This window comes from Capnocytophaga periodontitidis (genome assembly GCF_016126015.1).
GTDB lineage: Bacteria > Bacteroidota > Bacteroidia > Flavobacteriales > Flavobacteriaceae > Capnocytophaga > Capnocytophaga periodontitidis.
Genome location: NZ_JAEFDB010000008.1, coordinates 1 through 26,128 on the forward strand (window position 1 = coordinate 1; position 26,128 = coordinate 26,128).

A 26,128-nucleotide genomic window follows, 5' to 3' on the forward strand; every position below is an offset into this window, starting at 1 on the left:
TTTTTATTCGTAATTTTGCAACAAAAAAGCGACTCATTTTCGAGTCGCTTTTTTTATTATTTGTATATTGGAATATTAGTAATTCAACTGATAAGTAGTAGTCATATCACTATTATAGCTAATTTCAACACGAATATTATCTACTACTTGCGCTCCATTTTCAGTTTTAAGTTTGAAAGTGTGGCGAGCTACTTTATTTACTGTTAAGTTGATAGTTTTACCATTCTTATCTTTCTCCACTTTTATAGGGATAATAATATCAAACACTTTTTCATCACTTTTATCACTTACCAATTGGTATTTTTTGTTTTTCTCAGTACCATTTTGAATGTTAGTGATAAGAGTTGTTAATTTTGTTAAATAATCAGCGTCAGTAAAATAACCAAGACCTGTATCACTACCAGCTCTTGCATTTCGGGTTTCGTTGATAGTCTTTACAAAACCATCAGTATCAAAAGTATAAGTATAGTTATAAGTATAATTTAAAACAGTGCCATCTTCTGTTAAAACCATTTTTTGTAACAAGTTCTTAGGAGCCACTCCTTGTATCCAACCTATTTGAAAATCGAAATATTGAGCATAACTAGTCACAGCATCCCCTTCAAAGTTGTACAACAAAAACTTATTTTTGTTCAAGTTGTTGTTATAAGAAAGCTGATTTGCAACCGTGGTAACTTTGCCCCTCCAATTTCTCTTTTCACTAATCTTAGTCAGATTGTCATTTGTCCACTCAAAATCACCTCTAGAACCTTTTGTCAATCGTTGGTTACTGTCGTAAGTTCCTAAACCTAACATATTACCAGCAGCGTTGAGTCCCACTTCTCGATTTTCTATACCTCCTGTATCTTCATTAGGAAAAGTTATTTTCACAGAACTATCTCCATAAATAAATGTTTTTACATTATCACTTTTGCCCTCTTCCTTTCTAGTAATCTTTTTGATTCTTCCTTTTTCATCGTATTCATAAGCAAAGTTCAAAGTCTTTGCTACAAATTTTTGACCGTTGAGAGTGGGCTCTAACGAACTTCCAAGAGAAGGGGCAGGAGCACCACCTGTATAGTCTATTTCCACTATGATAGATTTACAAGTAATTGTTTTTACTTTTTTAGTAGGCAAGTAGTCGCTTTGCGTAGTAGGGGTAGTAGTCCCATTACCACCTTTGCCATCACCGCCATTAGGAGTATCATCGTCTTTACTACCACAACCTACAAGCATTGCCATTGCTGCGATACTGAATAAAATTTTTTTCATTGGAATTGATTTTTATAAGAATATGGGGCAAATGTACGAATAATTTTGCTAATTCTCTAATTATTCACTACATTTGCACCAAAATAATGATTCATTATCAATTGTTAATTGTTAATGAGTCATTGTTAATTGTCAATTATTATGATTCGCATTACTAAAAAATTCGACTTCGAAGCAGGACACGCGCTCTTTGGCTATGACGGCAAGTGCAAAAACCTGCACGGGCACAGCTATAAACTCTACGTAACGGTGATAGGCGAACCTATCAACAATCCTAACAACGTGAAAAATGGTATGGTTATCGATTTTGGTGACCTCAAACGTATCGTGCAGGAGCAAATTATCGATGCTTTCGACCACGCAATGGTCTTCAACGAACTCTCTCCTCACAAAGCCTTAGCCGATGAACTGCGCGCCAAAGGGCATCGTATCATTACCGTGCCTTATCAACCTACCAGCGAAAATCTCGTAACCGACTTTGCTCAGCGTATTGCCTACCAACTGCCCGCTGGAGTAGCACTCTTTTCGGTACGCCTTTGCGAAACCGAAAGTTCCTATGCCGAATGGTTTGCATCAGATAATAAATAAAATAAATAAAGACTAAAGCTATGGGGTGGTTTGATTTCTTAAAAGAAATGTTTGTATCTCGTGATAGTGGAGATGAGGCAGCCGCTAAAGCTATCCTGCGCAAGCGTTTTAACAATAATAAGAGCTTAGAAGAAAGTCAATATATCTATGATCATTGGAAACGTTTGTGTATTGATGCTGAGAATTGTGATGTATTAAATGAAAGAGCCACTTTTGACTTACAAAAAATTAAAGATGAACATATAGGCTATCATTTACACGAACAGATGTTAGCCGATGAGAATGTAAATTTGGTAAAGTTGAGTTGTTACGACAAAAGTTTTTCGCCCGCAAAAGCCTACCGTGTAACACTTATTGATTATGATGCAGCTACTGTGAGAGCTAAACTCAACGTACAAGGTTATATAGATGTGTTTATAGACCCAGAAAAACGCGGAAATTACTATGTTGATACCTCTTTTTTGAGTTTAGATCTTTCCATCTTAATAAAAATCTCTGAAATTCGTCAATCAATTAGGAGTTAATATATCAAAACAGACATTAAACTATGGAAAATATTATCATTATTGCAATAGCTTTATTAGTACTCTTTTGGTTTATCAAAAAGAAGAATAAAAAGAGAAAATCAAAAAAAATCTCTATAGAAGAAATTCGCAAATATTGGCGCGAAAAACGCATTCCTGCCGATGACTGTGAGGTGAAAGAGGTACCTGCTTTTTATGATAGCAATGCGATGAACGACATTCCTTTCGATAGCAAATTCGGAAAAGCCATACTAATATATAGAGCAATGGCAACTCAAGCTATACTAGCTGAAGATGAAGCTAAAGAAAATATGATACTCACACGACTGCGTTGTTTCGACAGAAGTACTACCCCTATAGAAGTGTATGAGATTAATTTTGTCAATATAGATCTCGATATATTGCAAGCCAAACTCAACGTGCAAGGCTATGTCAACATCTATTTCAACCCCCAATCTTATCAACTTCATATTGATGCCGAGTTTTTAGAAAAAGACCTCTCCGAACTGATGAATCTAAGATAATGAAAACAGATTTTACATTACCCTTATTACCACCTCCACCAGAAATTGAAACCCGAGAAATTCTCAAACAGCTCACCCTCTCTCATAGGCATTTAGCTGAACTGAAAGGTGTAGTAAAAACAATTCCTAATGAGCAAATCCTCAACAATACTCTTTCCTTACAAGAGGCAAAAAGCAGTAGCGAGATTGAAAATATCGTTACCACTCACGACGACCTCTATAAGGAAAACATTATGATTGACACCAACCCAGCCAGTAAAGAGGTACTAAATTATGCCAAAGGCTTGAAAATGGGTTTTGAGATTGTGCGCAATGAACGATTGTTGCTCAACAAGCATATATTGCTCATTCAAGAACAACTCGAAGCAAATAAAGCAGGCTTCAGAACGCAAGCTGGCACTAAGCTCATCAATAGCCATAACGAGGTAGTGTACACACCACCACAAGATAAAGACGAGATACTCAACTTAATGGCAAATCTCGAAAAGTTTATCAACGACCCTGAGTTTTCAGAGCTTGACCCACTTACTAAAATGGCAATTATCCATTATCAGTTTGAGAGTATTCACCCTTTTTATGACGGCAATGGTCGTACAGGGCGTATCATCAATATTTTGTATTTGATATTACAAGGATTGCTCGACCTGCCCGTGCTTTACCTCAGTCGGTATATCATTCAACATAAAACTGATTATTACAAAGCTTTGCAAGGAGTGAGAACCCAAGGCGATTGGGAAAAGCTTATTTTGTATTTACTCAAAGGAGTAGAAATAACCGCTATTGAAACTATTGAGATGGTACAAAACATCAAAACGCTGATGCAACAAACCAAACAACGCTTGCGCAGTGAGCTACCCAAGATATACAGTCAGGATTTACTGAACAACCTTTTTAAAAACCCCTATACTAAGATAGAGTTTTTGCAAGAAGATTTGCATATAGTTAGGCGTACTGCTCAGCATTATTTAGATACGATTGCTGAAATAGGGCTACTTAGTAAGTTGAAAGTAGGGAAGTCAAACTATTATATCAACGAAAATTTGATAAAAGTACTCCAAAGAGAAAAAGTATAACGTGGCAAAAAAACGCCATTTTTTTCCACGTATGACACAACGTGGCAAAAAAACGCCATTTTTTGCCATATCATATTCTTCATTTATACGAAATAGACTTTTTGTATAAATGATAAATTAAAGAACCAATGTTATCTATAGAATTACCCAAAGATAAAAAGATATACTTCGCCTCCGATAATCACCTCGGAGCGCCCACCGCTGCCGAAAGCAAACCCCGCGAAGCTAAATTTGTGCAATGGCTTGACAACATCAAAGCTGATGCAGGTGCCATATTCCTCCTCGGCGACCTTTTCGACTTTTGGTTTGAGTACAAAACGGTTGTCCCCAAAGGCTTTGTACGTACTTTGGGAAAGCTGGCGGAACTGCGCGACAGTGGTATTCCTATCTATTTTTTCGTAGGCAATCACGATTTGTGGATGGACGATTATTTCCAAACCGAGTTGAACATTCCCGTATATCATCACCCGCTAGAAGTAGAATGTGCAGGCAAACGTTTTTTGATAGGGCACGGCGATGGCTTAGGACCTGGTGATAAAGGCTACAAGCGGATGAAAAAAGTCTTTACCAATCCCTTTTGCAAATGGCTTTTCCGCTGGCTACACCCCGATATAGGCGTGCGATTGGCGCAATACCTCTCGGTGAAAAACAAACTCATCTCAGGGGCTGAAGATGTACATTTCTTGGGAGAAGACAACGAATGGCTTGTACAATATTGCAAGCGCAAACTCGAAACCCAGCATTACGATTATTTTTTGTTTGGTCACCGGCATTTACCAATGACCATCAAAGTAGGGGAGGGGAGTACCTATATCAACACTGGTGACTGGATACACTACTTTACCTATGCCGTTTTTGATCCCCAATCCGGTGAATTGAAAATCAGAGAATTTACAAAAGAATAACACCTATGAAAAAAACCTTTCTCTTTATCCTGCTCTGTACTTTCAGCCTTATAGCTTGTAAAAAAGAGAATAACGAAGAAATAATTTGCGTATATCCTCAGCAAACAACCCCAAAAACCCTTACAGGTACTTTTGTGCAGCTCTTTGGCAAAGGCGATTGGAGTGAAACACAGTGGGATGAGTTCCTCACCGAAATCAAAGATTTAGGAATGAATACCCTTATTGTGCAATATACCGCATTCAAAAATCCTTACAACGATATCACTTGGTTCAATTCGGCAAATGCGTTCACTGCTACCAAAAGCAAACACACCCTTGAACGTGTGTTGGCTTCAGCTCAGCGAAAAGGAATAGAGATACATATAGGTTTGCATTTTGACGATACTTATTGGCATCATCAAACTGATGTAGCGTGGCTACAAACACAAGCCAATTATTGCATTGCCATAGCCGAAGAAATACAAGCACAGTTTGGCACACATTCTGCTTTCAAAGGCTGGTATATTCCGCACGAGCCTGAGCCCAATGTTTATAATACCGATGAGAAAGTACGCCTTTTTAGAGAACAATTTGTAGATCGCATTTCCAGCCGTTTGCACCAATTGAACAACAAACCTGTGTCTATCGCTGCCTTTTGGAATAGCTCACTTTCCACACCTGAGCAACTGCAACACTTTATGGCAGAATTAGCTAAAAGCAACCTGCAAATTATAATGTTGCAAGATGGCGTAGGCGCACAACACGTAACCCTTGAGCGCCTTGCAAGCTATTATGAGGCTGCACAACGCGGACTCTTTGAAGAAAACAAAAACTATAAAGGTGTATTTTGGAGTGATTTAGAAACCTTTGCTTCGCCCAATGGTGAGTATCCTTTTGAGCCTGCCACTTTCGATAGAGTAAAACAACAATTAGAGACAGCCCTTTCTATTAAAAAGGTCAGTAAAGTAGTATCTTTTCAGTATTTTGATGATATGAGCACTAACAGCCCGCACAAAACCAAAGCCGATGCCCTCCGAGAAGCTTACAAAAACTATATCAAACATAAAAACTCACTTTAACCGTAAGTATTAATTAACTTTATATGAAACATTATTTTATTTTTACAGTAATTGCATTAGCAATATCCTTTGCCACAGGGTGTAAGAAAGACGATAACACCCCCGAAACCACAAAAAAAGAGGCTATTCCGCACAAAGCGAATATCGCCTATTACAAAACCGATGTGAACGATGTAAGTGCCTATAAAGAGCTTATTGATCAAACCGTTGCCGAGTACAACACCTTGCTCGCTACTGTCGGAAAATTACCTCAATATCCTAAGGATAAATACAAATATGCTGGGCAAGATTACGCTTGGACAGAAGGAAAGAGAATCTCAAATGAACTCCTCCAAAATTATAACAATAAAAAGAACAATATCGATGTAGCTCTAGCTAAAAAAACTTATGAAGATTTATACCAATACGGAGTGGTATATGCTCACATAGAACTAATGGCGCGCCAAGCTGAGGTATATCGCAAGGAATACCCTACCAATACCGAAATAGAAAAGCTTATCGAGAAAACTTTCGATGGTTTATATACAACCCAAGAGGGAAATGAGCACTTTATAAAATCAACCAATGAAGAAATTGTAGCAAACTACAACAAAATCATCGACATAGTAAACAAATTAAAATCACAACAATAAAATAAAATGAAAATAGCCATAGGGAACGACCACGCAGGAGTCGATTACAAGAACGCTATCACAGCCTTTTTAAAAACCAAAAATATTGAAGTTCTCAACTTCGGAACCGATACTCCCGAAAGTGTTGACTACCCCGATTTTGGTCACGCTGTCGCACGAGCCTTGGAAGAAGGCAAAGCCGACCTCGGTATCGTGATTTGCGGCAGTGGCAACGGCATCGCAATGACTGCCAACAAGCACCCCCACGTGCGTTGCGCTGTATGTTGGACGAAAGAACTTTCAGCCCTTGCCCGTGCCCATAACGATGCCAATGTACTCAGCATCCCCGCCCGTTTCACCGCCATTGAGCAAGCAGTAGAAATTGCCAACACTTTCTTAATCACCCCATTTGAGGGCGGTCGACATGAACGCCGTGTAAAGAAAATTTAAAATCACATCAAATACTTTGGCAAAGTCCTTGGACTTTGCCAAAGTTGATTATTAGTTGATCTCTCAAATAATCAATCACTTTTAGATCACATTATGTAGGGGCGTTTTGCAAACGCCCTTATTTACAATGTCCTCCCACCTCCGAGATTCTCCGAGATTCTCCAAAATTCTCCAATATTCTCCCAAAACTCCTAAATTATCATTTGATTATCTAGACAATCAATCACTTTTAGATCACATTATGTAGGGGGCGTTTTGCAAACGCCTTTATATGCAAACGCCCCTATTTATAAACTCCACTCCCTCTAAAACCTTCTTGAAAAAAAAAATCTATAAATTATTTGGAAGTATAATAAATAAACTATACTTTTGCATCGAATTATTCTAAACAACGTGTTTTCGATGAAAAAGATAATGGCTATAGCATTGATTTCCAGCTTCCCTATGCTATTAAAATCACAAGAAGTTACCGACTATAATAGTATGAAGGAAACAATCAAGCAGGAAATTCTTCAGGAGTTAAAACAAAAAGATTCTCTTGATAAAGAAAAAGAGAAAAAATCACTCCTCAGTTGGGATAAATTTTCTTTTAGCGGCTATGGAGCTGTAAACTATTACAATTATGGTACTTACGACTCCGATTCGCAAATCCGCGACAAGATAGACCCCGAGCGTCTCAATCTGTATATAGGGTATCGCTTCAACGACTGGATAAGTATGCGCTCTGAAGTAGAGTTTGAACACGGTGGCACAGGCGCAACTATGGAATACGACGTCCAAGAAGAAGCCGGAGAATTTGAACAAGAAATTGAAGCTGGGGGTGAGGTAAAACTCGAACAAATGTACCTCGATTTCCATCTCCGCCCCTATCTCGGCGTGCGTGTAGGACGCGTAAAACTACACCTAAACCTCGCCCAAACCCTCGACCGACCCACTGCTTACTTCACCACCCATAAACCTAATATGGAAAACGAAATCCTCCCCTTAGGATGGTATGAAAACGGACTACAATTATACGGCACTTTCCTCAAAAACTTCAAATACGAACTCTCTTTTACTAACGGACTCGACTCTTCTGGCTTCAGCTCCCGTAACTTCGTAAAAGGCGGTCATCAACTCCGTTTTGAAATGGCTAATGCCGATGCTTGGGCTTACTCAGGTAAAATTGATTATCTCTTCGGAAAAAATAAACATACCTTTATAGGCGCTGGATTCTACTATGGTAACTCTAACCCCAATCGTTCCAAAAAAGATATTACTAAAAACGGCTATGTAACCCTCTTCACAGCTCACCTTTCTTACGACGAAGGCCCTTTGCGTTTTAATGCAGCCCTTATTTGGGGAACCGTACAAAACTCCGACCTTATCTCAGCGGCTAACCGTCGCTTGTCAAGCACTTTAGGCGTAAAACGTACCAATGTAGGCAAAGAGGCTATGGGTGTATCTTCCGAAATAGGCTATGATATACTCCACCTTTTCCCCACTCTAAACACTCAACAAAAACTATATCCTTTTGTACGTTATGAGTACTACGATACAATGCGAAAAACACAAGGAAACATCATTAGAAGTCCTAAATGGGAACGCAAAGCATTCACCGCTGGTCTCAACTGGTTTATCACCCCTCAAATAGTAGCTAAAGCTCATTACGAATGGCGTACCTTAGGTGCTGATTTCTACGATATGACCCAAATAACCCCCGTGTATATGGGTAGAAAAATGAAAGAAAACACTTTCTCTGCTGGTATCGCTTTCTCTTTCTAACTCCTAAACAAGTAACTAATATCTAAATAAATAAGCTATATGAAATCCAAAATCTTAACACTCAGTACAATTGCAGCCCTCTTCTTCATTGGCTGTAACAAAGACGATAACAACGACGACGAACAACAAAAACTTGCTGCTCAAGTAGCTGCTGAACAAGCCGTAATCAACGATGTTGTTAATAATGTAATTGTCCCTACTTATCACGAATTAGATGCCAAAACCAATGCAATGGTTACCGCACTTACCTCTTTAGAAAATAATGCTACCGATGCCAATCTCACAGCAGCACGTGAGGCTTGGAAAACAGCCCGTACCCCTTGGGAACAATCCGAAGGCTTCCTATATGGCCCCGTAAAACTCCCTGAAGACCTCGATGAAGCAATGGATACTTGGCCTGTGGACGTTAATGCTATGAACAATATCATCAACGGAACAGCATCTATCACCGCCGATGTAATTAAAAGTAACCCCGAAACACGTGGATTCCACCTTATAGAATATCTCATTTGGGGTGAAAATGGCAATGCAACAGCAGCTTCTCTCTCCGCTCGACAAAAAGAATATCTAAAAGCAGCTGCTGAAGATATGAAAAACAATACGGCTGCTGTACTCAATGGATGGACTAAAGGTCAAAAATATGCCGAAGACTTCTACAACGCATCTAAAGGTACCGGTAAATACAAAACAACTGCAAATGCTGTCTCCGAAATCGCATCAGGCTTATGGCATATAGCCAATGAAGTAGCAGCCGAAAAAATAGCCAACTGTTTCAACGAATCTGGTGACCCTCTATTTGATAAAGAAGAATCTCGTTTTAGCAACAATTCTAAAAAAGACTTCGCCGATAACATCCGCAGTATTCAAAATATCTATTTAGGCAAATACAACGGCAAACAAGGTAAAGGAATTTCCGACCTCATCAAAGCAAAAGACACTGCCCTCGATACCAAACTCAAAAACAAAATACAAGAAGCTATCGACAACCTCGAAGCCATCCCTGGCACTTTCACTCAGGCAATCACCAAAGGAAATGCAGCTGGTAATGCCGCTGTAAAAAAAGCCCAACAAACAGTATTTGAACTACGTGATATTATAGAAAAAGAAGTAAACAAATACTATGCAATCACTAAAGGTTAATCAAAACAACCGCTAATTTTTAAAACGGCAAAGAGAAACTTTTCTCATTGCCGTTTTCCTCATAGTTTAAAAAAACTAATATTCCAATGAAAAAAATAATAACCACACTTACCTTTAGTACACTACTATTGATGAGTTGCTCTAAAAGCGATAGCTCCGATTCCGATGAGTATGAAGGGCTCACCCTATTAGACCTCAACGAACGTATCTATGCAGGAGGAGCTACTACTATATTTAGTGAAAATAGCTTAGCCTATAGTGTAGCAGCCCCTAACCTTACTGAAGCTGAAGACGATAAACACACCATTGGCGACCGCGCTTTCGAAACTACTTTTGTAACCAACCCCGCTCCTGTCTATGGTGGTTTAGGACCTATTTTCAACAGTAACTCTTGCATCAGCTGCCACCCTGGCGATGGTAGAGCCGCATTTCCTACTGATTTAGAACGCTCACGTGGCTTCTTTATGCGCGTAAGTCTTCCCGGTACCGATGCTCACGGAGGCCCCTTACCCGTTCCTGGTTTCGGAACCCAAGTACAGAACCGAGCCCTCACTGGCTTCCAGCCCGAGGGTAAATATGCTGTAAGCTTTACCGATTCTATCGTCACCTTCCGCGACGGATCTAAAGTAACCCTTAAAGTACCTCACTACACCCTCAATGGCGTAAGTGCTACCGTACCTCCTAACATCCTCATCTCTCCGCGCACAAGTATGCCCATCTATGGCTTAGGACTCTTAGAAAATATCCCCGAAGCCGATCTCAAAGCCTTAGAAGATGTAAACGATGCAAACAACGACGGCATCTCCGGAAAAATAAACTACGTGTGGGACGGCGTTCACAAAAAAAGAATGGTAGGACGATTTGGATGGAAAGCCAATACCGCTACCCTTTTAGACGAAGCTGCCGGGTCTTTCTCAGGCGATTTAGGAGTAACAAACCCTTATTATCCCGTCGAAATAGGTAAAGGGCAAGCTCATTCCGATGACGGCAAAAACGACGACCCCGAAATGAGCAAGGAAATGGTTGATGCTACCGAGTTCTACCTCCAAACATTAGCTGTACCTGCTATGCGTAATGCCCATAAAAAATCAGTGCGTTATGGAGCATATATATTTGAGGGCATTGGTTGTGCCAAATGCCATACTGTAAAACAACGCACCCTCAATGCCCCCACTCCAGCCCTTGCTAACCAAACCTTTTACCCCTATACCGATATGCTACTCCACGATATGGGACCCGCTCTCGCCGACAACCGCCCCGACTTCTTAGCCAACGGACGTGAATGGCGCACCCGCCCTCTATGGGGAATAGGCTTACAGGAAATAGCCAGTGGGCACACCAATTTCCTCCACGACGGTCGTGCTAAAAACATCACCGAAGCTATTTTGTGGCATGGAGGTGAAAGTGAAAAATCCAAAAAAATATTCCTAAAACTCACCAAAAAAGAACGTGAAGACCTCTTAGAGTTCCTCAACAGCATTTAGAAAAACAGAATCAATAGAAGCTACCCCAAAACCCTAAAATTCACCTTTGTATCCCTACACTTTGGCAAAGTCCTTAGACTTTGCCAAAGTTGATTATCAGTTGATTCCTCAAATAATCAGTCACTTTTAAAGTATGTTATGTAGGGGCGTTTTGCAAACGCCCTTATTTGCAAACGCCCCCCAAAACTATTTACAAACACCCACAACGCCCCCCAAAAAAACATTTTACCCCCCTCCCCCCTCTGAGATTCTCCGAGATTCTCCAAGATTTTCCGAGATTCTCCAATATTCTCCCAAAACTCCTAAATCATTACAAACAATAATTTGCTTAATACAAAACTATTTAATAACTTTGCCAAAAAATATTTAATGATATGACCCATAAACTATTCCCCGCCGCACTACTACTATTAGTAGCCTGTAATCAAAACCCTAACAACCCTAACACCGAAAAAATGACCTACCCTCAAACTCGTACCGACAACACCGTCGATACCTATTTCGGCACTCAAATCGCCGACCCCTACCGTTGGCTCGAAGACGACCGATCTGCCGAAACCGCCCAGTGGGTAAAAACTCAAAACACCTTCACCTTCGCCTATCTCTCCAAAATCCCCTATAGGCAAACCATTAAACAAAAACTCGAAAAACTTTGGAACTACGAAAAAATAGGCGCACCCTTCACCGAAGGCGACTACACCTATTATTATAAGAACAACGGATTGCAAAACCAATCTGTGCTCTATCGTAAAGATAAAAACGGTAAAGAAGAAGTTTTCTTAGACCCCAATACCTTCTCAAACGATGGAACCACCTCTTTAGGCGAAGTAGCCTTCTCCGAAGATGGCTCTTTAGTAGCCTACCTCATCTCCGAAGGCGGCAGCGACTGGCGCAAAGGCATCGTCCTCAATGCTAAAACCAAAGAAGTAATAGGCGACACCTTAATAGATATCAAGTTCAGCTCTATTGCTTGGAAAGGCAACGAAGGCTTCTTCTACTCCAGTTATGATAAACCCAAAGGAAGTGAACTATCAGCTAAAACCGACCAACATAAACTCTACTACCACCAACTCGGTACACCCCAAAAAAATGATGCCCTCATCTTTGGAGGCACTCCTGCCGAAAAATATCGCTATGTATCAGGAGTAGTCTCTTTAGATGCCCATTACCTAATCATCTCAGCGGCAGTAAATACCTCAGGTAACAAACTCTTCTTAAAAGACCTCAAAAACCCTAAAGCCCCTTTAGTAACCATTACGAACGATTTCAATGCCGATACCCATTTCATTGATAACGACGGATCAACCCTATTCTTTGAAACCAATCTCAATGCCCCTAACGGACGATTAGTGAAAACCGAAGCCGCCAAACCACAACCCGAACATTGGCAAGATGTCGTCCCCGAAACCAAAAACGTATTGAGTATCACCGCAACAGGGCATTATTTCTTCGCACACTATATGGTCGATGCCCTCTCGCAGATAAAACAATATAACTATAAAGGTGAGTTAGTACGCGATGTGAAACTCCCCAGCATAGGTACAGCCGCTGGTTTCCACGCCAAAAAACAAGAAACTCACACCTATTTCTCTTTCACCAATTACGCCTATCCTACCCAAATATACAAAATGGACTTAGCTACAGGCGATACACAGCTCTATTGGAAACCCAATATCGCCTTCGACCCCAATAACTACGAATCCAAGCAAGTATTCTACACCTCTAAAGATGGCACCAAAATACCAATGATGATTACCTATAAAAAAGGAATCAAACACAACGGTAAAAACCCCACCTTATTATATGGTTACGGCGGATTCAACATCAGCCTAATGCCAACCTTCAGCGTCGCCAATGCCGTATGGATGGAACTCGGTGATGTGTATGCAGTACCCAATTTGCGTGGAGGAGGTGAATATGGTAAACAATGGCACAATGCAGGTACCAAAATGCAAAAACAAAACGTCTTCGACGATTTTATAGCCGCCGCCGAGTACCTCGTAAACGAAAAATATACCTCCCCACAATACCTCGCTATCAAAGGAGGATCTAACGGAGGGCTACTCGTTGGCGCTACAATGTTGCAACGCCCCGACTTATTTAAAGTTGCCCTGCCCGCCGTCGGAGTACTCGATATGTTGCGATATCACACCTTCACCGCTGGTGCTGGGTGGGCTTACGACTATGGTACTGCTAACGATAGCAAAGAAATGTTCCAATACCTAAAAGCCTATTCACCACTCCATAATGTAAAAAAAGGTGTCAGTTACCCCGCAACCCTCATCACTACTGGCGACCACGACGATAGAGTAGTTCCCGCACACAGCTTTAAGTTCGCCGCCGAACTCCAAGCTAAACAAACAGGCAACAACCCTATCTTGATAAGAATAGAAACTAATGCAGGGCACGGCGCCGGAACTCCCGTAAGCAAAACTATTGAACAAAACGCCGATTTGCAAGCTTTCACCTTGTGGAATATGGGAGTAAAAAAACTAAATTTAAAAGACTAAAATACACAAAAAAATGAACTTTTCTTTTAATCTTTTTTTACATTTGAAGCCCTTTAATCCTTTAAAATGTAAAGATATTGTTAAATTTTATAGTTTATAGAAATAAATAGTGAATTTTTTTTGCGTGTGTAAAAAATTATGCGTACGTTTGCGCCCTAATTAAATGTGAATTTAAACAATGTTTATGGCAAGAAGAATAATCGTAGTGCTACTTGTGCTTTTAACAATGTCTGCTTGTAAACGCGGAAGTGGCGATGGCAAGGGAGAGCTCGTAGGAGTAAGAGGTAAGAGCTGGAAGCAACCTACCCCTTACGGTATGGCGCTCATCCCGAGTGGTTCTTTCATTATGGGTAGTTCCGATGATGATAAAACTGCGAGTTTAAACGCAACAATCAAAACTGTGAGCGTTGGTTCTTTCTATATGGATGAAACCGAAATCACAAATAGCGAGTACCGCCAGTTTGTCAATTGGGTACGCGATTCTATCATCCGTACACAATTAGCCGATATGGCTGAACAAACAGGCCAAGGACCAGGAAGTGGCGGAATAGGTGAATACGCCTATCTCGACGCCAATACCGAAAAAATGAACGCTTGGCAACAGTACCTCCAAAACACTTACGGTGATGATAAAGCGCGAAAACTAAACAAAAAAGTAGCCCTCATTTGGGACGTAAACAAATTCCCAGACGAGTACTACTCCGAAGTAATGGACAAAATGTATTTGCCCGAAGAAGAAGCTTACAACGGCAAACGCATTATGGACGTCCAAAAATTCGAGTTCAAATACCAATGGCTCGATATGGATAAAGCCGCTCGTAAGAGAGGTAACCGTAAAGACTTCATCAAAGAAGAAATCGTGAAAGTATACCCCGATACAACCGTATGGATTCGCGACTTCAACTATTCTTATAATGAGCCTATGCACAACGACTACTTCTGGCACGAAGCTTATAGCGACTATCCCGTTGTAGGCGTAAGCTGGATCCAAGCTAAGGCTTTCTGCGAATGGCGTACCTTGAACAAAAACTCTTATCAAAAATCCAAAGGTGATTACACCGTTAACTCTTTCCGCCTTCCTATTGAATCCGAGTGGGAATACGCCGCTCGCGGTGGATTATCTGGAGCAACTTACCCTTGGGGAGGCCCCTATACTTACGACGATAAAGCTTGCTTCCTCGCGAACTTTAAACCTATGCGCGGCGACTACGCCTCCGATAACGCTCTCTACACCGTAGAAGCTAAATCTTACGAACCTAACGGATATAACCTATATAATATGGCTGGTAACGTATCCGAATGGACTAACACCTCTTACGACCCTAACTCTTATGAGTATATGTCTTCTATGAACCCTAACGTTCTCGACGATAGCAACCGTCGTAAAGTAATACGAGGCGGCTCTTGGAAAGACGTCGCTTTTATGCTACAAGTAAATACTCGTGATTACGAATATCAAGATTCAGCTCGTAGCTACATCGGTTTCCGTACCGTTCAAGACTTTATGGGTGTTAGCGAAAAACAACAAGCTAAATCCGCAAGAGGTTATAGATAATAATCAAAAAAGTAAAACAAATCAAACTAATTTAACAACATTTATTTAATAATTAAAGTATTATGGCAGGAAGTAAAGTAACAAAAACAATTTTTCAATACGCTTATGGTATTGGTGCCTCAATCGTAATCGTTGGTGCCTTAGCTAAAATTTTGCACGCAGATATCTTAGGTATGAGCGGTAGTTTCCTTTTAGCAGTAGGTATGGGAACTGAAGCTGTAATCTTCTTTATGTCAGCTTTTGAGCCTCAAGAAGAAGATTTAGATTGGTCTTTAGTTTACCCAGAACTTAAAGGTGGCGCTCCCTTGTCTCGTCAAGGAGTTATGGCACAACAAAGCCAAGACGACAAACTCATCAGAGAGTCTTTGTCTGAAAAGTTAGACAATATCTTAGCCGAAGCTAAGATCGATGCAAACTTAATGCGTTCCTTGGGTAGATCTATCGAAAATTTCGCCGAAGCAAGTAAAGAAATCGCTCCTGTAACCAATACTATGGTGGCTACTCACAAATACGGAGAAGAACTTTCTGAAGCTGCTTCTAACTTAGAATCTCTCAACAGCCTTTACAAATTACAATTAGAAAGAACCGAAAGACAAGTGTCTGCACAAGCAGGAATTGCCGAAAATCTTGATTCTTTGAATCAACAGATGCTTTCTTTCAAAGATAACCTAAGATCTTTGAACACAATCTATGGAGGAATGTTATCTGCAATGAGCGGTGCACGATAAGAGTAATTATTTATTAACTTATTAAAAAAATAGCTTATGGCAGGTGGAAAATTAAGCAATAGACAGAAGATGATTAACCTGATGTATCTTGTCTTCCTCGCAATGATCGCACTCAATATGGGAAAACAAGTACTAGATGCTTTCGGGTTAGTAAATCAAAAATTTGAAGTATCAAATAAACGCGATACTCAGGGAATTAGCTCAGCGATGGAACAACTAGCGCTCAAAGCAAGCGAAAGTCCCGCTCAGTTTGCCCAAATCAACGAGCAATCTAAGCAAATCAAATCCATTTCCGACGAATTGTTCAACTATGTACAAGGTCTTAAAGATGGTCTTGAAAAAGAAATCGGGCAAAGTGATAAAAAGGTAAACGAAAAAGATTACCAAGCAATGGATAAATCTGATTATACTGATCACTTATTCTTTGCCGAAGGCGCTACCGAAGGTAAAAAATTCGTAGAAAACATCAAAAACTATCGCGAAGCCCTATTAAAAGTGTTAGGTGATAACCCAGCTTATGCTGATATCGCAAAAAAAGTTAAAGATAACTTTAATACCGATGCAGTAAAAGATAGAGATGGTAACACCGTCAAATGGTTGAACTTCAACTTCGAAGGTTTCCCTTACATCGCTACTTTAGCAAAATTCTCTATGATGCAATCTGATATCTTATCAGTACAACAAGAGTTCGTTTCTAAAGCGTTGGAAGGTCAATTGAAAACTCAAGTATCAATGACTAACTATACTACTTTGCTCGAGCAAGGTAAAGGTGCTTTCTATCAAGGTGAAAAATTCGACGGTGCTATCGTTTTAGGTAGAAAAGATCCTACTACCCGCCCTAACTCCGTAGAACTTTCATTAGACGGTAGAAAATTAGGACCAAGTGATTATACTATCGAAGATGGTCGTGTGAAATTGAATGTAGGTGCAGGTAATGCCGGTGAACACAAAATTACTGGTAACCTCTACTTCGATGAAGATGGCAAACGTATCGCAGTGCCTGTAGCACAATCATTCTCTACCATCCCTAGACCTAACTCAGCAGTTATCTCTGCCGATAAGATGAACGTAGTATACCGCGGTGTTGATAACCCTATCACTATCTCTATGCCTGGTGTGCCTAACAACAAAATTTCTGCTTCAGCTCCTGGTCTTTCAAGATCTGGTAGTGCTTGGGTAATGCGTCCTGGTCAAGGTAAAGAAGTAACCATTTCTGTAAGTGGTGAAATCGACGGTCAACGCTTTAGCTCTTCTAAATTGTTCCGTATCAAAAATATCCCACGTGCCTCTGGTAGTATGGGCGGTATGATAGGAGACGCTAAATTGCCTAAACAAAACGTTGGTGTATTACCTGTAATGGCCGTACTTGAAGACTTCGATTTCGACTTGAAACTCCAAGTAAATGAGTTCAAAGTGTTTATTCCTGGTCAACCAAGTATCATCGTAAAAGGTGGTAAATTTAATGAACAAGCTCGCGCAGCCGTATCAAGAGCTAAACGCGGTGATAAGATACAAGTGTTTGACATCAAAGCTAGTATCGTTGGTAACTCAAGCTTGAAATTACCTCCAGTATCACCTATCATTATTGAAATAACAAACTAACAGAATTTTTATGTTACAATTGAAGAAGATTATAGTACTATTGATCATAGTATTTGCTTTTCAGATCTCCTCTGCTCAGGTAAATATACTTAATGCCAAAGTAGCTAGTGAAATAGGAGTAAAAACTGAAGCTCAAATACAAGCGGATAACGATAAGCCTCTCCCTTATGGGTATGTTGACGACCGCGACATCCTTTGGTCTGTAGAAGTTTGGGAAGTAATCGACCTCAACGAGCGCGCTAACTTTCCTCTCCTTTTCCCTACCGACACCTTGGAAGTAGATGCTTACCGTCGTTCCCTATACGATGTACTATTGAAAAATATCAAAAATGGTAAAATCAAGGATTTGTACGTAGATTCTTATTTTACTCAAACAAAAACCGCTGAGTCTATTCAGGCTTCTCTTTCTAAAATCGATACCTTAGACGAAGGTTACAACTTGCTCAACGCAGGTGAAGCCCTCCCCGATGAGTACATCACTCGTAGAAACTTAGAATCCGCCGATATCGCTCAGTATCATATCAGAGGTATCTGGTATTTCGACAAACGTCAAGGAGAACTCAAATATCGTTTGCTCGCCTTAGCTCCTGTAGCTCCCGATGTAAACTTTATCGATTCCGATGACTCTACAATGTCGGCTTTAGTACCTTTATTCTGGGTATTCTATCCTCAAGTGCGCGACATTTTGCACGAAGCTAAAACTTTCAACCGTAAGAACGACGCTCGCCCAATGTCTTTCGACCACTTGCTCAACGCTCGTATGTTTAGCTCGGTAATCTACCAAGAAGCTAACGTTTACGGCGATAGAAAAATCAAGGATTATATACCCGATAATGCTCTCTTACAACTCTTAGAAGCTGATAAAATCAAAGAAAAGATTCGCGACAGAGAGCAGGATATGTGGACGAACTAATTTTAAATTCACAGTTAGAGTATTTTTACAACAATTTTAGAAAAGCATTGCTCTCCCAAGAGCAGTGCTTTTCTAATTTGCATTCCAAAACAACAAAAAGATGAACATCAAAAATGCACAATTAGAAGTAGATAATTGGATTAAAGAACACGGAGTGAGATATTTCAACGAGCTTACCAATATGGCTCAACTCACTGAAGAAGTAGGTGAAGTAGCCCGTATCATTGCTCGTCGTTATGGAGAACAGTCCGAAAAAGAAAGCGATAAACAAAAAGATTTAGGTGAAGAACTCGCCGATGTAGTGTTTGTAGTACTTTGTTTGGCTAACCAAACCGGCATCGATTTGCAAGACGCTTTTGATAAAAAAATGCTCCGCAAAACCGAGCGTGATCACGATCGCCATCACAACAACGAAAAACTTAAATAAACAAAAACTCAGGGTGTTGAGCCCTGAGTTTTTTTATAGCTATTCGTCGTCTTCTTCTAAAAGTTCATCGTCGTCAAATACTTCTTCCTCTTCTTCAATATCTTCAGCTAAATCCTTTTTGCCTTTGGCAGCAGCGCCTTTTTTGCCCTTTTTAGGTTTAGCAAATGGGTCTCCACCAGCTTTCAACCACTCTCTTACTTTCTTTTCTATTTCCTCTACTAATTCAGGGTTGTCACGCAACAAGCTGAGGGTTGCATCACGACCTTGAGCGAGTTTGCTATCACCATAGCTAAACCAAGCACCGCTTTTGCCTATAATATCGGAAGCAACACCTATTTCTAATAGCTCACTTTCTTTTGAAATACCTTCCCCGAACATAATGTCAAAATAAGCCATTCTAAACGGAGGTGCAACTTTGTTTTTCACTACCTTCACTTTGGTTTTATTACCTATAATATTGCCATCGCCGTCTTTGATAGCAGCACTACCTTGTGCACCGCCATCTTTGCGTATTTCAAGACGTACTGATGAGTAGAATTTCAAAGCGTTACCCCCTGTAGTAGTTTCGGTAGGACCACCGTACATTCCTCCACCTAATTTATCGCGCAATTGGTTGATAAAAATTACTATACATTTAGCTTTGCTAATGCTACCCGTAATTTTCCGGAGTGCTTGCGACATTAGTCGTGCGTGAACCCCCATTTTAGAGTCGCCCATATCGCCATCAATTTCGGCTTTAGGGGTAAGTGCCGCTACCGAGTCGATGATTACAAGGTCTACAGCGTTAGAGCGGATAAGGGCATCGGCTACTTCAAGGGCTTGTTCACCGCTATCGGGTTGAGAAACGAGCAAATCTTCGGTATTTACCCCTACGTTTTTGGCGTATACAGGATCAAAAGCGTGTTCCGCATCGATGAATGCCGCTGTACCGCCAGCTTTTTGTACTTCGGCGATAGCGTGAAGGGTGAGCGTTGTTTTACCTGATGATTCAGGTCCGTAGATTTCTATCACGCGACCTTTAGGGTATCCGCCTACTCCCAAAGCAGCATCTAAGGCGATAGAGCCTGATGAGTAGACCTCTACATCTTCTATAGGGTTGTCGCCCAAAGCGCGCACAATACCCTTGCCATAAGTCTTGTCTAACTTAGCAAGTGTGAGCTTAAGGGCTTCTTTTTTCTGATCTTGAAGCGAAAGTTCTTTATCGTTTTTTGCCATTGATTGGATTTTTTATTGTTTAGATGTTTATAAGTGCAAATGTACAAATATTTTATGAATTAACAAAATTAGGAAGTTTCAGTGTTTTTTTATACATTTGTCCGAAAATGTGTAACATTCTATTTAACGAAATGAAAAAACGCGTATTATACATATTCCTATTGTTGAGTCTGATATGCGAGGCACAAGATTCCAATATGAAGTATTTTAATGAAGAACAGTTCAACGACTGGGAAAAAGCAGGAGATTTCTCTAAAGAAGAAAGACGTCTAAAAAAAGGAGATAAAAAAGTGTACATATTAAAATATAAAGACATTTTAAATATAAACATTTCTTCCATAAATAATGCCTTTACTGAAAGATATGCTTACTCTCCCAAAACTAAAGTTTGCATTACTTACATAAAAGAATTTAAAAGTACTATGTTAGTTTTAAAAAAATATGACGAACAAGGCAACTTAATTAAAGAAGAAAACTATGAGAAGATGTATAAAATATCTATCGAAAAACTTATTGAAATAGCTAAAGAAAAATTATCTATAGATATAAACCCACCACAGTATCGAATATTTGTAAGCAGATATGATTATGACGAAAATAGAATCCCCGTTTACATTATAACGATTCCTAGTTTCTATGCTTGGTTTAGTAGAACCATAAGTATAGATGCCAACACAGGAGAGATTCTATTTGATAAAGAAATAGGAGGTGGCAATGTATGTATAACAGAGGGTAACGATGAAGATCATTATATCAATGAGTATTACCCTCTAAAAAAGAAAAAGAGGAATTATAAACTAAAAAACACTAAAAAGAAATGAAAATCATATTTTTGTCATTCTTTATGTTTGTCGGTTTTTTGCAAGCACAAACTGTTGTAGAGAATTTTACGCAAAAAACGCCTTTAGTAGTTTTACCTGATATTTTAGTGAAAAGAGATACCATATTTTATTCTAATAACAATCTTAATAAAAATGAAAAGACTCTTTTTGAGCAGTTTTTTAGGGAATTCAAGGATAATATCAATATAAAATATTTTTATGATGAATTAAAAGAAGAAGTCTTATGTCGTTTTGTTTTACAAAAAGACAATACAACCTCCCGTATTTCATTTATTAAAGATTCTTCTGACAAAAGAATTCATTATGAGATTATTAGAATTATCTCAAGAATGAAATTGCATAACCTATATGATAAAAGAACTGAAATTTATTTGAGGATTGTTCTAAATTTGGAAGAAAAATCTAATGAACACACACCCTCTTTTAGAATAATTGAATAACGCTTGATTTTCAGTAAATTGTAAATCACTTTTATATCTAAAACGTATGAAAAAACTCCTATTCTTACTCTGTTTGTTTCCGCTCCTTATGCAAGCGCAAGAAAAGGAAGAGGCTATAATGGTCTTGCCTGATTTGCTCGTGAAAGGAGAAGTTATCAACGAACAACAAACAAACACCTTAATTATAAGCAACTATCTTAATGGCTCTTTACTTTCTAAAGGAAGTAAAACACCTGCTGTTTTTTGTAAAGACCTCAATGAGTATAAAAAAAGTTTTGAATGGATTTTATATGATATTACACACTTAAAGGGACACGTACAAGGTTGTTTTTTTGTAGAATTTGTCATTTCTAAAAAAGGGAAAATAACGATTAGTTATATAGAGGGATTTGATAAATATACAATAAAAGAAAGTATAGAATTTATTTTTGATACGCTGTTGGAAAATATTTCTCCTGCACGTAATGAAAAAGGAGAGCCCATAGAAACAAAAGGTTTTTTATTAATACGTTTTGATGTGCAAACTTACTTACCTGAAGATTTTGAAGAGATAGTAATCTTGCCTTAAATTTAATATTATAAACATTGTAGAACAAATATTATTATGAAAAAACTCCTATTTATACTCTGTTTGTTTCCGCTCCTTATGCAAGCACAAGATAAGGAAGAGGCTATAATGGTATTGCCCGATTTACTCGTGAAAGGAGAAGTTGTTAACGGACAACAAACAAACACCTTAATTGTAACGAACTATCTCAATGGCTCTTTACTTTCTAAAGGAAGCCCAACACCTGCTGTTTTCTGTAAAGATAGTGATGAGTACAAACACTATTTTAAAGACCTTTTATATTGTGTAGTTCATTTAAAAGGACACGTACAAGGTTGTTTTTTTGTAGATTTTGTAATCAAAAAAAGGAAAATAGCTATTAGTTATATACAAGGATTTGATGAAGATGTTATAAAAGAAGAAATAGCCTCTATTTTTAAAAAAATTAAAATCATTTCACCTGCGCGTAAAGAAAAAGGGAAGGCTATAAAAACAAAAGGATTTTTGTTAATACGTTACGATGTACAAACTTCATCACCTGAAGATTTATTCTATCAAAAAGGAATCTGAAAAATTGCACTTGATAGAGGAATGGGCGATAGAAGTTATGGAAAAGAATGTTTCAAGTTTACAGAGAATTTTTTACGAATGATATTTCCTGCTACCGCGCAGGATACCGCGCAAGTCAAAGAATTGATTGAAATACTATCCAAAGAGATGGATAGACAAGAAATACAAGATATGTTAGGACTTTCTCATAGGGAAAACTTTCGATTAAAATATTTAAAACCTGCATTGGAACAAGGATTTATAGAAATGACTATTCCCGAGAGACCTAGTAGTAAGTTACAAAAATACCGACTAACCATCTTGGGTAAACAATTAAAAGATAAACAATAAAATATGATTTGTAGTCATTCTAAAAGTAGGAGGGTTGATTTGATCCCTATTGGAGTAAATTTATGCTTTCAAATAGCGATAATTCTTACTTTTTTATTTATGGATAATTATTCTAATAGCCCTTTTTACAGATAATTTGCATTGGTTTGATTTTCTAAAATCTTTATTATGAATATGAATCAAGAGTTGAAAAACAATAATCCCTGATTAACAGAATTTTATCGCTTTTGCATCGCATTTCCCCCTTTGGAGGAAGTCCGCGAGGGCTCACAGCTCGCTTTGTGGGAGATTAAAAATATTTTACATTACTTACGTTGAACTCACATTAATTTATAATATAAAACGTGTTTAAACTTTTTTGAGGAACTTACAAGCTTCAGTAACAAAAATTGCATAAAACAATGAAAAAAAGAATATTGATTATTCTATTTCTATATATCTCATTCTCTTTAAAGGCACAAGACTCTATACATTTAATAGATGTATTGCTTAATTTTTGCTCAGAAGCAACCAAAGAAGAGCCTGAAGGAGAAAAAATACTTTATATTTTTCAAAGTATACCTTCTGAAAAGATAAATTTTCTTCCTATAGAAAAGAAGAATAACTTAGCAGGATTCGCCAAAGAAAAAATAGTTTATGCTAATTTAAAAGGGGATGAATATGATGGTGAAGCATCACTAACTTTTTATAAAAAAGGAGATAAAAAAGTATATACATTAGATTTATCTATCCATAGTAGGTATAGTGTAATAAAAGGGAAAGTCTGTTATGATAAGACTAAATACCTTATTTCCTTTCCTGAATTAACAGAAAAATTAGGAAATATTTTCTATGATTCTGTTTTTCAAGCTAAAGACACCAAAAAGAGTAACTATATTTATCAGAATCCGCAAACACATAAAAAAATGGTGTTTTCCATTCAATCTTATAATCCTCCCGAAGCAACGTACAATATTATATATCGTATTGAAATAAAAGACATTTCTTTCTTTGATGAAGTCTTTTTGAAAAAAGATAAGTTTTATCTCAAAAATTGATATTTAAAAATTGCACTTACTACTGGAACTTACAGTAATTGATAAGGAATGAGCGACACGCTCTTATTATAGTAGGCACGAGCTACAAGCTCGCGCCAGCAGGGGGTTTATCTTCCTCAGTAGCCATAGCTTTACCCTCAATAGTTACAAAATCTTGACTTGTAACATTGAGTTTACTTTTTGCAGTACCTTGATTGCAAATGAGTTCTGCGGTATTAGTGATGATTTGTGGCATAATGATTAAGTTTTAAATTAACTTAGAAATAACCTTTCCCACCAAGGGCGTGTTTTTACATATAGTTCCCACTCTTTTTTAGTGAAAGCCCTATCGTTATAAAGGCGGTAAGTGCCAGCAGGGTAATAGCCGCCTTGTTTATAAGGCACGCCTAACTCTTTAGGAGGGGTAGTTTCTTCTATGAAGAGGGAAGTTGAATTTTCTTGCTGTTCTTTGCTGTTTTTTAATGGAGGCAATTCAAATCCTCCAGCAGCATTATTATATCTTTCATACTCTTTCCGAACATATTTTCCACTTGTACAATCAAAAATATATTCATAATAAACATCAATAATATCATGTAAAACTTTCTTAACAACAGTTACTATCCATATATGTTTTATTTTATCAAATTCAAAATATAGCTTGTCAGCCTCTCTATTTTTTCCTGTCTCTAAATTAATAGAAGAGTCGTTGTTTAATATACCTAATATTTTTTCAAAACTCCATTTACCAAATTTTCTCTCTTCATCTATTTGTTCCAATTTTCCATTTTCATCATAATAACACCATGTTCCAATCATAGTATTTCCTCCCATCCCAGCATATTTTCCATACTTTCGTAGTTTCCCATTAGGGTAGTAATAATACATATACCTATAATAAGCTGGTTTTTTTGGGATTACTATGTAGTATATGTTTTCTCCTCCAAAGTTTACCCCTTTAAATAAATTACCATCTTTTGCTTTATAGAAATGAGGATTTCCGATTTCCTTATCATATCCCTCATAGTTTCTATTGTGTAATTCAAAATCAAAATATTCAAACATAACTCTATCTTTTAAACATTCAGCTTTATTGTTATTATTAATTGTTTTGCATTGTAAAATCTGAAGGTCTTGGTACTCTTCCTCACTTATTGATATGCTATTTTTTCTTTTACGTTTATTCTTTTTACTATTTTTCAAAGGAGGAAGTGTAGGCATTTCCTTAGCATTTTCATTATAACGTTCGTACTCTTTACGAGTGTACTTTCCTGTTTTGCAGTTAAATATATATTCGTAATAAGTATCTATCAATATATCTATTCTTTCTTTAAAAACGATAACAGCTACCTCTCTGTTATTATTTTTAAATTCAATATATAATTTATCCCAATCCCTATTTTTACCTGTGTAGAGATCAATAACGCCATCTTTATGCAATACCTCTAAAATAGCATTAAATGTCCATTTACCTAATTTTGCTTCTTCATTCACTTGAGTTTCTTTGCCATTCTCATCAAAGTAATGCCAAACACCTATTTTTACTACCTGCATACCTGCATATTTACCATAGGCTTTAAGATTACCATTTTCATAGTAATCATAAAAATAATGGTAATAGGCTGGTAGGGGAGGAATTACATCATAAAAGATATAGCCTTTTCCTCCATAAAAAGGGCGGAAAGAAGATCCATCTTTTAATTTGTAATAATCTCCATATTTAGGATCTTTCTCGAAATCTTTGTACCTTGTATTCCATAGGTTAAAATCAAATTTTTCGAACATAATTGTATCTTTTAAAGAATTTTTGTTTTCTTGTGCCATCATATGATTTATTGTTAATACTACAATGTATAATAATATTTTCCTCATAAGAGATTTATTTTAATAAATAATGTTTTCGTATAGTTTCCCACTGCCATTTCCATAGTTGAAAACGATTTATAGGACTTCGTGCGTTGCCTGATACAGGATCTTTTACTAAATGAGAATAGTCCATTATATTGAAGCTGTTTAAACTTATTTCTATAATAAAGTAAAAGTTCCCGAAAATTAGTAATT

26 protein-coding genes and 1 pseudogene are annotated in these 26,128 nt (G+C 38.0%); 23 read left to right on the top strand and 4 right to left on the bottom strand.

Going from position 1 to position 26,128, the window contains the following annotated elements; translation table 11 throughout:
- Nucleotides 1–75: 75 nt before the first annotated feature.
- Nucleotides 76–1,251, bottom strand: coding sequence for a DUF4595 domain-containing protein (locus I7X29_RS10775; protein WP_198474624.1), 1,176 nt, complete (start codon nucleotides 1,249–1,251; stop codon nucleotides 76–78).
- 141 nt (nucleotides 1,252–1,392) lie between these two features.
- Here I7X29_RS10775 and I7X29_RS10780 point away from each other — a divergent pair, with 141 nt between their 5' ends.
- The 17 genes from I7X29_RS10780 to I7X29_RS10860 all read left to right on the top strand — a co-directional run bounded on the left by I7X29_RS10780 (nucleotide 1,393) and on the right by I7X29_RS10860 (nucleotide 19,107).
- Nucleotides 1,393–1,839, top strand: a complete 447-nt coding sequence (locus tag I7X29_RS10780; protein WP_009414239.1) for a 6-pyruvoyl trahydropterin synthase family protein — start codon at nucleotides 1,393–1,395, stop codon at nucleotides 1,837–1,839.
- Between the two features lie 20 nt (nucleotides 1,840–1,859).
- Nucleotides 1,860–2,363 (top strand): hypothetical protein, encoded by a 504-nt coding sequence (locus tag I7X29_RS10785; protein ID WP_198474626.1) that lies wholly within the window; start codon nucleotides 1,860–1,862, stop codon nucleotides 2,361–2,363.
- Between the two features lie 23 nt (nucleotides 2,364–2,386).
- Entirely contained in the window at nucleotides 2,387–2,887 is a 501-nt protein-coding gene (locus I7X29_RS10790) for a hypothetical protein (RefSeq protein ID WP_198474628.1), read from the top strand.
- On the top strand, nucleotides 2,887–3,960 hold the full coding sequence (locus I7X29_RS10795; protein WP_198474631.1) for a Fic family protein: 1,074 nt from the start codon (nucleotides 2,887–2,889) through the stop codon (nucleotides 3,958–3,960). Before I7X29_RS10790 ends, I7X29_RS10795 begins: the two co-directional genes overlap by 1 nt.
- Nucleotides 3,961–4,088: 128 nt before the next feature.
- Nucleotides 4,089–4,865, top strand: a complete 777-nt coding sequence (locus I7X29_RS10800) for a UDP-2,3-diacylglucosamine diphosphatase (protein ID WP_198474633.1) — start codon at nucleotides 4,089–4,091, stop codon at nucleotides 4,863–4,865.
- Between the two features lie 5 nt (nucleotides 4,866–4,870).
- Complete coding sequence (locus I7X29_RS10805; protein WP_198474635.1) at nucleotides 4,871–5,923, top strand: DUF4434 domain-containing protein; 1,053 nt, start codon at nucleotides 4,871–4,873, stop codon at nucleotides 5,921–5,923.
- Nucleotides 5,924–5,946: 23 nt separating this feature from the next.
- Nucleotides 5,947–6,555 (top strand): GAG-binding domain-containing protein, encoded by a 609-nt coding sequence (locus tag I7X29_RS10810; RefSeq protein WP_198474637.1) that lies wholly within the window; start codon nucleotides 5,947–5,949, stop codon nucleotides 6,553–6,555.
- A gap of 6 nt (nucleotides 6,556–6,561) precedes the next feature.
- Nucleotides 6,562–6,984: a ribose 5-phosphate isomerase B gene (gene rpiB, locus I7X29_RS10815; RefSeq protein WP_198474638.1), complete on the top strand. Its 423-nt coding sequence runs from the start codon at nucleotides 6,562–6,564 to the stop codon at nucleotides 6,982–6,984.
- Between the two features lie 402 nt (nucleotides 6,985–7,386).
- On the top strand, nucleotides 7,387–8,748 hold the full coding sequence (locus I7X29_RS10820) for an autotransporter outer membrane beta-barrel domain-containing protein (protein ID WP_198474640.1): 1,362 nt from the start codon (nucleotides 7,387–7,389) through the stop codon (nucleotides 8,746–8,748).
- Between the two features lie 39 nt (nucleotides 8,749–8,787).
- Nucleotides 8,788–9,888 (top strand): imelysin family protein, encoded by a 1,101-nt coding sequence (locus tag I7X29_RS10825; RefSeq protein ID WP_088593339.1) that lies wholly within the window; start codon nucleotides 8,788–8,790, stop codon nucleotides 9,886–9,888.
- A gap of 86 nt (nucleotides 9,889–9,974) precedes the next feature.
- Nucleotides 9,975–11,372 (top strand): di-heme oxidoreductase family protein, encoded by a 1,398-nt coding sequence (locus I7X29_RS10830; protein ID WP_088593340.1) that lies wholly within the window; start codon nucleotides 9,975–9,977, stop codon nucleotides 11,370–11,372.
- A 374-nt stretch (nucleotides 11,373–11,746) separates the two neighbouring features.
- Nucleotides 11,747–13,882, top strand: coding sequence for a prolyl oligopeptidase family serine peptidase (locus I7X29_RS10835; protein WP_198474642.1), 2,136 nt, complete (start codon nucleotides 11,747–11,749; stop codon nucleotides 13,880–13,882).
- Between the two features lie 178 nt (nucleotides 13,883–14,060).
- Nucleotides 14,061–15,437, top strand: coding sequence for a T9SS ring complex lipoprotein PorK/GldK (gene porK, locus I7X29_RS10840; RefSeq protein ID WP_009414251.1), 1,377 nt, complete (start codon nucleotides 14,061–14,063; stop codon nucleotides 15,435–15,437).
- 62 nt (nucleotides 15,438–15,499) lie between these two features.
- Complete coding sequence (gene porL, locus I7X29_RS10845; RefSeq protein ID WP_009414252.1) at nucleotides 15,500–16,165, top strand: type IX secretion system motor protein PorL/GldL; 666 nt, start codon at nucleotides 15,500–15,502, stop codon at nucleotides 16,163–16,165.
- A 36-nt stretch (nucleotides 16,166–16,201) separates the two neighbouring features.
- Nucleotides 16,202–17,767, top strand: coding sequence for a type IX secretion system motor protein PorM/GldM (gene porM, locus I7X29_RS10850; RefSeq protein ID WP_198474644.1), 1,566 nt, complete (start codon nucleotides 16,202–16,204; stop codon nucleotides 17,765–17,767).
- A 10-nt stretch (nucleotides 17,768–17,777) separates the two neighbouring features.
- Nucleotides 17,778–18,680 (top strand): type IX secretion system ring subunit PorN/GldN, encoded by a 903-nt coding sequence (gene porN, locus I7X29_RS10855; protein WP_198474646.1) that lies wholly within the window; start codon nucleotides 17,778–17,780, stop codon nucleotides 18,678–18,680.
- Nucleotides 18,681–18,780: 100 nt separating this feature from the next.
- Nucleotides 18,781–19,107 carry a nucleotide pyrophosphohydrolase gene (locus tag I7X29_RS10860; RefSeq protein ID WP_034555969.1) on the top strand — a complete coding sequence of 109 codons (327 nt, stop codon included), beginning with the start codon at nucleotides 18,781–18,783 and terminating at the stop codon, nucleotides 19,105–19,107.
- 39 nt (nucleotides 19,108–19,146) lie between these two features.
- On the opposite strand, the gene recA is transcribed toward I7X29_RS10860, so the two are convergent.
- Nucleotides 19,147–20,322 carry a recombinase RecA gene (gene recA, locus I7X29_RS10865; RefSeq protein ID WP_198466898.1) on the bottom strand — a complete coding sequence of 392 codons (1,176 nt, stop codon included), beginning with the start codon at nucleotides 20,320–20,322 and terminating at the stop codon, nucleotides 19,147–19,149.
- A 197-nt stretch (nucleotides 20,323–20,519) separates the two neighbouring features.
- Between recA and I7X29_RS10870 the strand changes: the two genes are divergently transcribed.
- From I7X29_RS10870 to I7X29_RS10895, 6 genes are all read left to right on the top strand, one after another.
- Nucleotides 20,520–21,143, top strand: a complete 624-nt coding sequence (locus tag I7X29_RS10870) for a hypothetical protein (RefSeq protein WP_198474648.1) — start codon at nucleotides 20,520–20,522, stop codon at nucleotides 21,141–21,143.
- Entirely contained in the window at nucleotides 21,140–21,604 is a 465-nt protein-coding gene (locus tag I7X29_RS10875) for a hypothetical protein (RefSeq protein WP_198474650.1), read from the top strand. The genes I7X29_RS10870 and I7X29_RS10875 overlap by 4 nt, the downstream gene beginning before the upstream one ends.
- 46 nt (nucleotides 21,605–21,650) lie before the next feature.
- Nucleotides 21,651–22,172, top strand: coding sequence for a hypothetical protein (locus tag I7X29_RS10880; protein ID WP_198474652.1), 522 nt, complete (start codon nucleotides 21,651–21,653; stop codon nucleotides 22,170–22,172).
- Between the two features lie 36 nt (nucleotides 22,173–22,208).
- The gene (locus I7X29_RS10885; RefSeq protein ID WP_198474654.1) at nucleotides 22,209–22,721 is read left to right on the top strand and encodes a hypothetical protein; all 513 of its coding nucleotides are present in this window, start codon (nucleotides 22,209–22,211) and stop codon (nucleotides 22,719–22,721) included.
- A 21-nt stretch (nucleotides 22,722–22,742) separates the two neighbouring features.
- Nucleotides 22,743–23,051, top strand: coding sequence for a Fic family protein (locus I7X29_RS10890; RefSeq protein WP_225883728.1), 309 nt, complete (start codon nucleotides 22,743–22,745; stop codon nucleotides 23,049–23,051).
- A 401-nt stretch (nucleotides 23,052–23,452) separates the two neighbouring features.
- Nucleotides 23,453–24,088, top strand: coding sequence for a hypothetical protein (locus I7X29_RS10895; protein ID WP_198474656.1), 636 nt, complete (start codon nucleotides 23,453–23,455; stop codon nucleotides 24,086–24,088).
- Between the two features lie 106 nt (nucleotides 24,089–24,194).
- Here I7X29_RS10895 and I7X29_RS10900 read toward each other — a convergent pair.
- Nucleotides 24,195–24,323 (bottom strand): annotated as a pseudogene (locus I7X29_RS10900) (DUF4280 domain-containing protein); the annotation flags it as partial.
- A gap of 17 nt (nucleotides 24,324–24,340) precedes the next feature.
- On the bottom strand, nucleotides 24,341–25,894 hold the full coding sequence (locus tag I7X29_RS15450) for a hypothetical protein (RefSeq protein ID WP_225883729.1): 1,554 nt from the start codon (nucleotides 25,892–25,894) through the stop codon (nucleotides 24,341–24,343).
- Nucleotides 25,895–26,128: the final 234 nt, after the last annotated feature.